Below are 13,349 nucleotides of genomic sequence, written 5' to 3' on the forward strand. Positions count from 1 at the left end.
ATGCAATACCTTGTTTGTTTTCTTTTAAAGTGGTGTATCATCCAAAATCCAAGTAAGCGTTATTTTATATTGTTTAGCTGCAACTTTTTTCGTTGTCGCAGGAACAGTTAATTGAATGCCTTGAGCAGCGGTCGCTCCGCTACCAAAAGCTAATGTCCAAGTGCCCATTCCTGTTGAAAGAGCGGCAGTCGCCACAGGAGAAGTGGCGGCACCAGTTGGATCCAAGGTTACTGGGACCGTTAATGGCGCCAAAGAAAGTAACTGTGTTGAATTGGGTGTTGCTGCTAAAAAGGTCAAGGATGCATTATCCAAAACAGCGGGTGTTGAATCACTTGTAGCAAATTGCGCACTCTGTTTAACTGATAATTTCCAGCCAAGATTTAGACCACGTTTGTCAGTTACTTGAACATAGTTTGGCACGCTAATTAAATCGCCAGTACTATTTTGCACTTGATCCAGTTGTGCCGAATAGATCGCTGTTCCGGCTTGAATTTGTTTTGATCCAAAATGGATATTTGAAACATAGTCAATACTAAGGGGTCCGGCTGTACCAGGTTGATGAGGATCAGCAGGATTAGGTGTCACAGGCTGAGAAGGGTTCGTCGGGTTGACAGGTGGCGTGACAGTATTATCAAGAGCAAACGTAATATCAGCGTTGGATTGAATAGAAGCGACTTGAGCTGCTTCAACTTTTGGACTATTTAAAAGCATAAGAGGCGTAGCAACGAACAAAATGCTTGAAATGCGCACGATCTTTTTCATTTTTTATTCCTTCTTTCTTGTTTATTTTTAACTTTTAAAAAAGCTAAATCCTAATTAGAGGGGTGTATCAGAAAGAATCCATTGTAATTCGGCAGTGTAAGATTCTTTGACCGTTAAATTAAGGTCAGGAGCAACGCTTAAAAAAAGTCCATTTTGTTGGTTCCAAGGAATTTCTACATTGTTATCGTCCGTTGCGGTGTATTGATAAACTTCGGTTGCTAAAGAGGAGATAGGAAAATCACTGCCATTTTTTCGATAAATGAAAGCTTGCTGGATCGTTTTATTTGTAGAAGTTGAATGCATGGGCTGACTCTCTCTTACCAACAAATGCCATGGTGTTTTTGCAACACGACCATCGGCAATGAGGAAAGGAGCGCTAATGGTCGATGGTGAGTAGAGGGTTCGTTTGCTGGGAAAAGGTAAATTTTTAAAGGAAACTGTAGTTGGCATCTGCACAAAACGGAGGGTACCGTTTTTGATAGGTAAAGACTGTTCCTTAGTGATTGGCGTAATTGGCGTTCCGCCACCATCATTGCCAGTAACCGTGCTAGAAAATAAAAGAAATTGGTTTATCCATTCTTCTGTAACCGTTGCTGTATATTGTAAGGTGAATTGTGTATTGGCTTCCGTAAAATTATCTGCTGGCAGCGAATTGTGATAACTCCAATACGGCAAACCAGTGGAACTATCAGTTAAAAGTTGAAGCCCAGCTATTGGCGTACTTAAACCTACTGCTGATTGTTTTGTTAATGTAGCAGCTGAAAGTTGGGACAGTCCTTTAGGCACCGTTGCTCGTAATTGCTGATTCATCCACGTTGCTGGTTGATTGGTTAAACGTGTGGTTAACGTAAAACGAATGATTTGACCACTTACGACAGAGTTTGCAGCTTCCCAGAGCCCTTGTGCATTTTTCCGCTCAATGATTTGCGTGACCGTTAGTTGAGGCACAGGATAAGCAACTGTTTGAGAAACAGTAGAACTGGTTAGCAAAGGCAGGCCAGTGCGATTGCTGAGCCCTTGGACCCACAAGCTGACCGTTTCTCCCCCTTGGAAAGTGGGTAAATTAGCAAATTGAAAATGGCCATTGGAATCTAAGGACGTTGTGTAAATAGAACCACCATTTATTTGTACTTTAACTTGATAGGTTCCGTTAGATACTTGAGAAGCTTTACCTGAAAGTTGAGTTGAGCCGGCATTGGCGACTACGTTTGTGACTGGTTGGATTGACCAATTGACACTTTGGTCAGCTGAGGGGCTGCTTTGAATATAGTCGGTTGACGTTTTGGAACGAGCAAAGACAATTGTAGAGAGCATGTCGCCATATTCTAATGGTGAAGCTAAAGAGGTCGAGAAATTTCCAGCTGCATCAACAGAAATTCCCTTCACCACTATGGGGGTAGTGGTTCCATCATGGTGGTTCAAGGTTAATTGAACAGAGTAGCTATAGTTTGGGTCTTGCACTTGTTGAATAGTCCCTGTTACAGTAGTGTCCAGATGATTTGGTTGAGTTAGTTTGGCTGGTGTGACTTGAGGAACGGGATAATTACCTAAACTAAGTTGAGCTTTGCTAATTACGCCTGTTTTTGTATTGTTTCCAATAATAATATTAATTGCACCTAATCCAGTGCCGACATCTGTAAAGGTTCCTCGAATCGGATAGTCTTTGCCGTTAAGAGCAGGAGGGATTGAAATTCCTCGTTTATAAAGTGCGCCCACATCAAACGAAATGGCGGTAGACCATTTGGTTCCGGGAAGTAACACCAAGGTGCTACTTGGAAAAGTCAGATAAACAGAATGATAAGTGCTACTATAAGAGAGACTGACGCCGTTAGTTGAACTGTGAATATCTTGAGTGGCTGTTCCTGGATAACTGACAGTCCCTGTTAAAAGAGTCAGAAAATCTTGTTGCTTTAGAGTGTCGTTATCTAACTGGCTTGAAATTTCTGTAGGAAGTTGAATAGCAATAATCGGTCGATCATTAATTGCTAAGCCGATAAGTGTCACACTGTATTCATACGAAAGTGTGATAATATCTTGGTTATACGTTCCCGTGCTTAAGGTACTTTTTAAGGTGCTATTACCAACAGAAACACTAGCTGGCGTAGGTGCCATAGGTTCATCGTTTTCAGAGGAAGCATGGGTTTGCTCGGTTTCTTGTTCCACGATATCGGTTGCTTGAGTTGTTTGTTGTTCTGTTGAAACTGAAGTAAATGTTTCACTAAAAGTAGAGGCGTGAGTTGTAGGGTTCAGTGTTTCAGAATGAGCTATCAAAGGTTGAGTCAGCGATAAAAAAAGCCATGATATGATGCAAGAAAAGATTCCCCAGACGAACTTATTCAAAACCATCCTCTCCTTTTTTGATATTATATGTATAATGACGAAAATATATAATGAGTAAATATTGAGTACATACATTCTATAATGGGCCATTCATAAAGTAAAGCGATTACATCCGATTGTGAACAAGATATTTTGTTCACAATCTTTTAGTGTTTTAAGAAGGAAATTTCTCGAAATTCTATGCTTTTTTAATCCGAAAAAATTAAAAAACTGATAGTTTGCTAAAAATCGAGTCTTTCTTTCACTTCTTAGCACTTAAAATATTTACATTTTCCTAGGGATAGTGTACTATTTAAAGGTATGCATAAATAAAGTTTGATGTATAAAATTAAATGTTATTCGGAGGGAAACAAATGTCTGCGAAATGGGAAAAAAAAGGCACTAATGATGGTGTATTAACTTTTTCAATCGAACAAGCAGTAATCGAAAAAGGATTAACGCAAGCGTTCAATAAAGTGAAAAAAAACTTAAACGTACCTGGTTTCCGTAAAGGAAAAGTATCACGTACTGTTTTTAACCGTATGTATGGAGAAGAAGCGTTATACGAAGATGCGTTAAACGCTGTTTTACCAGAAGCATATGAAGCGGCTGTTTTAGAAGCAGGAATTGAACCAGTAGCACAACCAAAAATTGATGTTGAAAGCATGAATAAAGGGGAAGACTGGGTTATCACTGCTGAAGTAACTGTAAAACCTGAAGTAAAATTAGGCGAATACAAAAACTTAACAGTGTCTAAACAAGACCGTGAAGTAACAGATGAAGATGTGGAAGCACGTTTGAAACGCGAACAAGAATCTCAAGCTGAATTAGTAATCAAAGAAGATGCCGCTGCTGAAAATGGCGACACTGTAGTTATCGACTTTGAAGGCTTCTTAGGCGACGAAGCATTTGAAGGCGGCAAAGGAGAAAATTACTCATTAGAATTAGGTTCTAATTCATTTATTCCAGGCTTTGAAGACCAATTAGTTGGCAAAAAAGCTGGCGAAGAAGTAGAAGTAAACGTTACTTTCCCTGAAGATTACCAAGCAGAAGATTTAGCTGGTAAAGAAGCAGTCTTCAAAGTAACTGTTCATGAAGTAAAAGCAAAAGAATTACCAGAATTGGATGATGAATTTGCAAAAGACGTTGACGATTCAGTAGAATCATTAGACGAATTAAAAGAAAAATTCCGTAAAGAATTGACAGAAGCAAAAGAAGCAGCAGCTGAAGAAGCAAAAGACGAAGAAGCAATTCGTTTAGCTGTTGAAAATGCTGAAATCGTTGAATTACCACACGTAATGGTTCACGACGAAGTTCACCGTTCAATGGATGAATTCTTAAACAACATGCAACGCCAAGGAATTTCTCCTGAAATGTACTACCAATTAACTGGTTCTACAGAAGAAGATTTACACAAACAATTTGAAGGCGAAGCAGAAACACGCACAAAAACAAACTTAGTGATTGAAGCAGTTGCCAAAGCTGAAAACATCGAAGTAACACAAGAAGACATCGATGCTGAAGTGAAAGATTTAGCAGAACAATACAACATGCCTGAAGCACAAGTACGTAAAGTATTAAACAACGACATGTTAGAACACGATATTCGTATGAAACGTGCTGTTGAAACAATTACTGAAACAGCTGTTGAAAAATAAACATTTTTAATAAGCTCTTCATTCGATAGAGTTTTCTAAAACTGTAGATGGAAGGTGTCTTTCATCTACAGTTTTTTTCATATAAAATAACTTTTGAAAGGGTGTGTCAAAATGGATAAAAATTATTCGAAAATTAAATATGGATTAGTGGTGTTTGGCATCTTATGCTTGACGTACAATCTCTGGGAATTTTTTACGGCTAAGTATTCAACAAAACAAGGTGTGACGTTTGTTATCGAATGTTTACTTGGAATTGGTCTAATCTTTTTACCGGATCTTGTCAATAAATTTTTAAAAATTATTATGCCACCGACTATCGTTTATTTTTACTGGTTTTTCTTATTTATTTCAGTATTCCTAGGAACCTCGTTGCATATGATCTCAATCATTTCGTTCTGGGATAAAATTTTACACTTTGTTAGTCCGATGCTGTTAACTGCTGTTGGTTATGGTATTGCTGGTTTCCTATTGAAGAAAACGAAGTACGCCGATGTTTCCCCGTGGTTATTTTTATTATTTGGGTTTGCATTTGCAGGGCTTTGTGGCGTCTTCTGGGAATTCTGGGAATTTATCTGCGATTCACTAGGGAACATGAACTTACAACGCTATAATATGTCCAACGGCCAACCATTTATTGGGCGTGCTGCTTTAATGGATACGATGGGGGATTTATTTACCAATACCCTTGGGGCCTTTGTGATGGGCGTGTATACGTATATCAGAAGCAAAGGAAATCCTGAGTATTTAGAAAATTATGCGATAAAGAGAAAATAATAAAAAAGCGATTCAACCATGGTTGAATCGCTTTTTTGCTGTTTTTTTAAGCAGGTACTTCGACAGGTTTTTTCAAAAGTCCGTAGACAATTCCTGAAATAATCGCCCCAATTAAGATGAACAATAGATATAGTAATGGATTACTTAATAGGAAGACGACGAAGATTCCTCCATGTGGTGCCAATAATTTGATACCAAACGCACCAACCAACGCACCAGTAAAGGCAGAACCTACCACGAAACTTGGAATCACACGTAATGGGTCAGCTGCTGCAAAAGGAATTGCCCCTTCAGTGACAAAAGAAAGTCCCATTACAATATTGGTTAAGCCGGCATCTTGTTGATCTTTTGTAAATTTATTTTTAAATAAACGAGTTGCTACGAAAATTGCTAATGGAGGAACCATTCCGCCAGCCATTACAGAAGCCATGACCACGCTGCCACCTTCTGCAACAGTACTTGCTAGCGTAGCTGTACCGAAAACATAAGCAGCTTTGTTAACTGGTCCACCTAAGTCGATGGCCATCATACCAGCTAATAAGGCACCAAGTAAAGCAGCATTTGTGCCATCTAAGCCAAGTAGGAAATGATTTAACGCATCATTAATTGCTTTCATCGGGATGTTAATGACTAACATTAATAAGCCCGTAATAATCAAACCAAAAACTGGATAGAATAAAATGGTTTTAATTCCATCTAATGATTTTGGCAAGCCTTTGAAGACTTTACGTAAAAGAACCACTACATAACCAGCTAAGAAACCACCGATTAAGGCCCCAAGGAATCCAGCTCCGCCAGCATTTGCTAATGCACCAGCCGCGAAACCAGCAACTAAGCCTGGACGATCCCCGATACTAGAAGCAATAAAACCAGCTAAGACAGGTAACATAAAGCCAAATGCTGCGCCACCAATTTGGTTAAACCAGCTAGCTACGTCATTGTAATTCCCTAAATTGGCTAATTGATCTTGAGGAACCCCGATAAATTGATCAATCATAAAGGAAAGAGCAATGGCAATTCCGCCACCAATAACGAAAGGTAACATATGAGAAACACCATTCATTAAATCTTTATAGATACGAGAACCGATTGAACCTTCCGCTGAATCCTCTTGATTGCTTGCAGCCGAGTCACTGCCATGGAAAGTAGGAGCTTCACCACTAATGGCTAAGTTAATTAGTTCTTCGGTTTTACGAATTCCATCACTGACGGGACGATTGACTAATTTTTTACCATCAAATCGATTCATTTCTACTTTTTTATCGGCTGCGACAATCACGCCATCAGCACGAGCAATATCTTCAGCAGTTAAACGATTTTTAATTCCTTCTGAACCGTTTGTTTCTACTTTAATGTCTACGCCCATTTCTTTTGCTTTTTTCTTCAGCGCATCTTCGGCCATGTAAGTATGAGCAATTCCTGTAGGACAAGCAGTCACAGCAATAATATATTTACGATTGCTTTCTGGTGCTGGTGTTGTTTGTTCTTGTTCTGCTTTTTCTTCCGCTTCTTTTTGATTTTCCGCTGCTTTGAAAAGTGCTTGTACTGCTTCTGGAGTTTCCGCTTCTTTCAATTTGCCAACAAAGTCTGGATCGATAAGTAATCGAGAAAGGGCCGCAAGCGCTTGGAGATGTGTATCATTGGCGCCTTCTGGAGCAGCAATCATGAAGAATAGATAAGTAGGTTGTCCATCTAGTGCTTCATAATCAACACCTTTTTTACTTTTAGCGAAAAGAACTGTCGGTTCTTTTACGGCACTGTTTTTTGCGTGAGGCATAGCGATGCCGTCGCCTAAACCAGTCGATGTTTGTGCTTCGCGTTTTAAAATTCCTTCTTTGTAAGTGTCAATGTCAGAGATGCGGCCACCATCGTATAATTTTTGGACCATTTCATCAATCGCGCCTTTTTTATCAGTAGCTTGTAAATCCATAATCATGACATCTTTTATTAATAAATCATTAATGTTCACTCTATTTTCCTCCCTTAGTGGATTTATTCTGAAATTTTTTCAATTGTTACTTCGTGAATAAGTTCTTGGATAAAATCTTCTGAGGCTAAATCATCAGAAAATGCGGTCGCGCTACCGCAAGCGACACCCCATTTGAAAGCCTCTAAAGGATCTTGTGTTTTTGAAAAGTTGCCAATAAAACCAGCAATCATTGAGTCGCCAGCGCCGACAGAATTTTTCAGTGGACGTTTTAAAACGTTGGAACGATAAACACCTTCTGTTGTGAAAAGTAATGCACCATCACCAGCCATTGAGATAATTACGTGTTGCGCTCCTTCTTCTAGTAACCGATGTCCATAAGGTAAAATATCTTCAACACTTGTAAAGGTTGTATGATATAATTCTGCCAACTCATGATTATTTGGCTTGACCATTAAAGGCTTTTGTGACAAAGCGTTCATTAAATCTTCACCTGTCGTATCAATAACAAATTCTGCGCCTTTTTCCTTCACAATTTGGATTAACTCTTCGTAAAATCCTTTGCGTAGAGAAGCAGGTGTACTTCCTGAAAGAACAACAATATCACCAGCCTGAACACGACTAACTGCTTGTTTTAGTTCTTGAATTTCTTCGTTTGTTAGGGCAGGTCCTAAGCCGTTAATTTCTGTTTCAGTATCTGATTTCAATTTAATGTTGATTCGTGTATCAGCAGACACGGGAGTGAAATTCGTTTGGATTTCTTCTTTTTTCAACCAATCGGCAATGAATGAGCCTGTAAAACCACCTAAAAAACCTAAGGCAGTGGATTCTGTTTCCATACGTTTTAAAATACGTGAAACGTTGATTCCTTTGCCGCCAGGTAATTTAAAATCATTCGTCATCCGATTCAAATCACCAATTTGTAGATGATCGACGTGAACGATAAAGTCGATAGAAGGGTTTAAAGTCACTGTGTAAATCATTTGTTTGCCTCCATTAAAATAGTTTTTTGCTGGAATCCTTGAAGCGATTCAGCAGGGCAGTAGTCAGTTAGTAAAGTAACTGACTCTAATTCTTCCACTTTGGTAAACGTTACTTCATTAAATTTTGTATGATCCAGTAAAACATAGGCTGTTTCTGCTTGATGAATAGCCAAGGCTTTTAGCGCTGCTTCTTCGGGATCAGGCGTCGTTAAACCAAATTCTAAATGTGCGCCGTTAGTTCCTAAAAAAGCTTTGTTAAAACGAAAATGTTGTAGCTGTTCCATACTAGTGGCACCAATGATTGCTTTAGTGGAGAGCTTCAAAGTACCACCGAGCATAATAGTGGGAATTTCCATATCGCTAAGTTTTGCAGCGTGATGCACGGAATTCGTCACTACATGGATTTGTTTCCCAACTAAAAAAGGGATCATTTCTAACGTGGTTGAACCAGCATCTAAATAGATCATATCGCCATCTTGTACACAACTAGCGGCTAAAGAAGCAATTTTTTGCTTTTCGTGCGTGTTTTTGATTGATTTTTCCGTCATGTTTTGTTCAAAGCCTAAATTAAGAATACGCTTAGCGCCGCCGTGAATGCGTTCTAACAAATTGGCGTCTTCTAATTCTTGTAAATCGCGGCGGATTGTGGATTCTGAAGCATTGAATAAGCTAGCAAGTTCTTGTGATTTGACGACTGATTTTTGATCTAACAATTGTAAAATTTTTTGATGTCGTTCTTCCGTAAGCATTTTCATCCCTCATTTCATGGATATAATAGCACAAATGAAAACGCTAATCAATCTAAAACGGTCAAAAACATTCAAAAAAATTAAAAAACAGTCATAAGAAAAAAAGAAAGCTGCTGAACTCAGGTTCAGCAGCTTTCTTTAATTCACTAAATCATTCGGTAAAGTTTTTTGATAAATTTCTTTCTTGACTTGGTAAGCGAGTTTTTCATCGGTCAAAATAATAAGCACATCGCCAACATGCATAACAGTATCACCATGTGTTAAAATTTCCGATTCGCCACGGCGAATGGAAGTGAGCAACATTTGTTTAGGCCAGACAAAATCACGTACCATCGTATCATCTAAGGAACTTTCTGCAGTGATAGGTAATTCAATAATCGTTTTGTGGCCACGAATATTACTTACTTTAGAAGGAACCAAACGTTCTAATAAGCTTTCATAAATTGGCTTGCCGCCAAGACTATCGATGGTAATATAACTAACTAAAGCGACAACCCCTAAAGACATTAAATGAGAAAAATTGCCGACCATTTCTGTTACTAAAATAATCGCTGTTAACGGTGCTTTACCAATCGCAGTAAAATAACCAGCCATGGCAAAAATTAAAAAGTTTTTCACAAAAATTGGATCCATCCCTACGTATTGGACAAGTAGACTACCATACAATGTTCCGATAATGGCACCTAAAGTTAGAATAGGCAAGAAAATACCACCAGGGAGATTCGATCCGTAAGAAACCATTGAAAAAACAAAACGTAAAACCAGTAAGCCGACTAAAACCCAAATCGTGGCCGGTTGATTGCCTAAAGCTAAAACAATTTGATTCCCACCGCCAAGTAAATGTGGAAAGAAATAACCAATCGGTAAAATCAAAATAAAAGGAACAAAACCATAATAATTAGAAGAAAGGCCTTTGATTTTTCCATATACTTTTGGTAAGGACAACAATGTTTTTTGATATATCCAACCTAATAATCCTAGCAAAACGCCCAGCAGGACTAATGTCCAATAGTACTCTAAAGGCAAAGATTTAACCGGACCAATATAAAGAACTGGCTGCAATCCGAAGAAATGCAAAGAAACAAAGTTAGCGGAAATGGCCGCAGAAAAAGAGGTTAACCAAACTAAAGGTGAAAAGGAATGGTGAACCTCTTCTAGAACAAATAAAAGTCCTGCGATTGGTGCGTTAAAAGCGGCGGCTAAACCAGCACTGGCACCACTACTGATTAAAATTTTTTCTTCAGACTTGGTGCTTTGCCGCCATTGACTATAGCCTTGTCCAACCACTGCACCTAGTTGAATTGAAGGACCTTCACGTCCCAAAAATAGCCCAGGACTAATCGCTAAGATCCCACCGATAAATTTTTTCCAAAGCACTGGAAACCAATGAATTTCTAATTGACCTTGAAGTTGTCCTTCCACTTGGGGAATGCCACTGCCTTTAATTGCTGGTTCGCTCTTAATCAGTCGTCCTAATAAATAAGCAAGCACGAGAGAAAATAAGAACCAAGGAATCATCCAAAAGGGTTTTTCGTGAAACGTTTGATACAGATGAACGACTTGTTCGCCAATTTTTTCAATGCCTAAGCGAAATAAGCTGACAACAAAGCCGACCAGAATTCCGACGACGATGCCTTTAAGGATAAAGCCGATTCGGGTACCATCTAATTGTTTAATTTCATGTACATCATTATTCATTTCATTTTTAGCCTCCATCACTACTTACTAATGTACTGCGGTTTGACTTGATTTACAAGAAAATTTCATATAAAAAGAAAAAGATTTTTTGTTCTTTTCTAAAGAACTTCAAAGGGATTTTTGGTATACTGTATAAGATTGAAAAAAGAGAGAGGACGTTTAATATGACACAAAAACATGCCTTGGTTCAGGGAATGAATCCTCGACAAGAAGAAGCCGTTTTGCATACAGAAGGACCACTGTTAGTCATGGCTGGTGCTGGTAGTGGAAAAACGCGGGTTTTAACACACCGAATTGCCTATCTAATTGAGGAAAAAGAAGTAAATCCATGGAATATTTTGGCGATTACGTTTACCAATAAAGCTGCTAAAGAAATGAAAGAGCGTGTAAATAAATTACTGGAAACGGGTGGCGAAGATGTATGGGTCTCCACTTTTCACTCCATGTGTGTAAGAATTTTACGTCGTGATGTGGATCAGATTGGTTACAACCGTAATTTTACAATCATTGACCCATCGGAACAAAAAACATTAATGAAACGCATCTTAAACGACTTAAATATTGATTCAAAAAAATATGATCCTCGCTCAATTTTAGGTACGATTAGCAATGCCAAAAATGAATTACAAACGCCTGAAAAAGTTGCTGAAATGCAAGGTTCCTTATATGAAGAAATTGTCGCAAAATGCTACGAAGCCTATCAAAAAGAATTACGCAAAAACCAATGTATGGATTTTGATGATTTGATTATGAATACGATTCGTTTATTCAATGAACAACCAGATACGTTGGCTTTCTACCAAAATAAATTTCACTATATTCATGTGGATGAATACCAAGATACCAATCATGCACAATATACCTTAGTCAATTTATTGGCTGCACGTTTCAAAAATCTGTGTGTCGTAGGTGATGCCGACCAAAGTATCTATGGTTGGCGCGGGGCGGATATGCAAAATATCTTGGATTTTGAAAAAGATTATCCAGATGCCAGTGTAATTTTGCTAGAACAAAATTATCGATCCACCAAAAACATTTTGGCGGCTGCGAATGATGTCATCAAAAATAACCGTAACCGCCGCGAGAAAGAACTGTGGACAGAAAATATAGACGGTGAAAAAATTGTCTATTATCGCGGGGACACAGAACGGGATGAAACACAATTTATTGTGAGCCAAATCCAAAAAGAAATGCGGGAAAATGACCGAATTTATGGTGATTTTGCGGTATTATATCGGACCAATGCCCAATCCCGTGTAGTGGAAGAAATGCTCTTGAAATCTAATATTCCGTATACCATGGTGGGCGGACATAAATTCTACGACCGTAAAGAAATTAAAGATATCTTGGCTTATTTAAGTTTGATTGCCAATCCAGATGATTCGATCAGCTTTGAACGAATTGTCAATGAACCAAAACGAGGAATCGGTAAAAGTTCAATTGAAAAATTACGGCTATTTGCGGATACGCATGGTTGGGCTTTGCTGGAAGCTGCCCAAAATGTTGATTTGGCAAATATTTCAGGAAAAGCGGGTAAAGAGCTTGGTAATTTTGGCATGATGATTCAAGACTTAACGAAAACAGTGCCCTATTTAACGATTACAGAATTGGTGAAAGAAACTTTACAGCGTAGTGGTTATCGGGAAGCTTTGATGGCGCAAAATAATTTAGAGTCTCAAGCTCGCTTAGAAAACTTGGACGAATTTTTATCTGTGACACAAGAATTTGATAAACGTTTTGAAGCGCAAAATAACGACGATCCAAATGGCGAAGAAACAAAATTGGCGGATTTTTTAACAGATTTAGCCTTGGTTTCTGATTTAGATAATTTAGAAGAGAGCTCTTCACAAGTAACCTTAATGACGTTGCATGCGGCCAAAGGACTGGAATTTCCAGTGGTCTTTTTAATGGGCTTAGAAGAAGGGGTTTTCCCATTATCACGTGCCATGCTAGAAGAAAGTGAACTGGAAGAAGAACGGCGCTTGGCTTATGTTGGTATCACACGAGCGGAAGAAGCCCTGTTTTTAACGAATGCTTATTCGAGAACATTATATGGTCGCACGCAATATAATCGACCAAGTCGCTTTTTAGAAGAAATTGAGGCGGAACGTTTAGTGAAACAAGGGGCGGCGGCCAATTTACAGAAAGCTCCAGCGCGCACCTTTGATCCTAAAGTATTTAAGCCCAGCGCAAGTAAACCAGCTTATACACAGCCAGCTACAAAATCAGTTAGTAACAAAGTGGCAAGTGGTGGCGAAAAAGTTTCTTGGCAAGCAGGTGATAAGGTCCAACATAAAGCATGGGGCGTTGGTACAGTCGTTCGTGTAGGCGGTTCGGCCAAAGACTTAGAGTTGGACATTGCTTTCCCTGAAAAAGGCATAAAACGGTTGTTAGCGGCATTTGCACCTATTGAAAAAATTTAACATGCAAAATAGGTCAGCGATTTAATGAGAAATCATCATTAGTTAAATTCTTTTTA

General features: G+C 38.7%; 9 protein-coding genes. 3 read left to right on the forward strand and 6 right to left on the reverse strand.

Features of this window, described 5'->3' with window-relative positions:
• Window positions 1–24 precede the first annotated feature (24 nt).
• Both IGK54_RS02360 and IGK54_RS02365 read right to left on the reverse strand, forming a co-directional pair.
• Window positions 25–762, reverse strand: coding sequence for a WxL domain-containing protein (locus tag IGK54_RS02360; RefSeq protein ID WP_353973743.1), 738 nt, complete (start codon window positions 760–762; stop codon window positions 25–27).
• Window positions 763–816: 54 nt separating this feature from the next.
• The gene (locus IGK54_RS02365) at window positions 817–3,192 is read right to left on the reverse strand and encodes a hypothetical protein (protein WP_185938102.1); all 2,376 of its coding nucleotides are present in this window, start codon (window positions 3,190–3,192) and stop codon (window positions 817–819) included.
• A 263-nt stretch (window positions 3,193–3,455) separates the two neighbouring features.
• On the opposite strand from IGK54_RS02365, the gene tig reads away from it, so the two are divergent.
• Together tig and IGK54_RS02375 are read left to right on the forward strand one after the other, a co-directional pair.
• Window positions 3,456–4,739 carry a trigger factor gene (gene tig / locus IGK54_RS02370; protein ID WP_002355556.1) on the forward strand — a complete coding sequence of 428 codons (1,284 nt, stop codon included), beginning with the start codon at window positions 3,456–3,458 and terminating at the stop codon, window positions 4,737–4,739.
• A gap of 111 nt (window positions 4,740–4,850) precedes the next feature.
• Window positions 4,851–5,513, forward strand: coding sequence for a hypothetical protein (locus tag IGK54_RS02375; RefSeq protein WP_002366175.1), 663 nt, complete (start codon window positions 4,851–4,853; stop codon window positions 5,511–5,513).
• A gap of 46 nt (window positions 5,514–5,559) precedes the next feature.
• On the opposite strand, the gene IGK54_RS02380 is transcribed toward IGK54_RS02375, so the two are convergent.
• The 4 genes from IGK54_RS02380 to IGK54_RS02395 form a co-directional block, all read right to left on the reverse strand.
• Complete coding sequence (locus IGK54_RS02380; protein WP_142957325.1) at window positions 5,560–7,482, reverse strand: PTS fructose transporter subunit IIABC; 1,923 nt, start codon at window positions 7,480–7,482, stop codon at window positions 5,560–5,562.
• A 23-nt stretch (window positions 7,483–7,505) separates the two neighbouring features.
• The gene (gene pfkB / locus IGK54_RS02385; protein ID WP_430603159.1) at window positions 7,506–8,423 is read right to left on the reverse strand and encodes a 1-phosphofructokinase; all 918 of its coding nucleotides are present in this window, start codon (window positions 8,421–8,423) and stop codon (window positions 7,506–7,508) included.
• Window positions 8,420–9,172 carry a DeoR/GlpR family DNA-binding transcription regulator gene (locus tag IGK54_RS02390; RefSeq protein ID WP_002381250.1) on the reverse strand — a complete coding sequence of 251 codons (753 nt, stop codon included), beginning with the start codon at window positions 9,170–9,172 and terminating at the stop codon, window positions 8,420–8,422. The genes pfkB and IGK54_RS02390 overlap by 4 nt, the downstream gene beginning before the upstream one ends.
• 138 nt (window positions 9,173–9,310) lie before the next feature.
• Window positions 9,311–10,870 carry a ClC family H(+)/Cl(-) exchange transporter gene (locus tag IGK54_RS02395; RefSeq protein ID WP_142957327.1) on the reverse strand — a complete coding sequence of 520 codons (1,560 nt, stop codon included), beginning with the start codon at window positions 10,868–10,870 and terminating at the stop codon, window positions 9,311–9,313.
• Between the two features lie 164 nt (window positions 10,871–11,034).
• On the opposite strand from IGK54_RS02395, the gene pcrA reads away from it, so the two are divergent.
• Window positions 11,035–13,293, forward strand: a complete 2,259-nt coding sequence (gene pcrA, locus IGK54_RS02400) for a DNA helicase PcrA (RefSeq protein ID WP_002413797.1) — start codon at window positions 11,035–11,037, stop codon at window positions 13,291–13,293.
• Window positions 13,294–13,349: the final 56 nt, after the last annotated feature.

The sequence above is a fragment of the Enterococcus sp. DIV2384 genome (genome assembly GCF_050534975.1).
GTDB lineage: Bacteria > Bacillota > Bacilli > Lactobacillales > Enterococcaceae > Enterococcus > Enterococcus faecalis.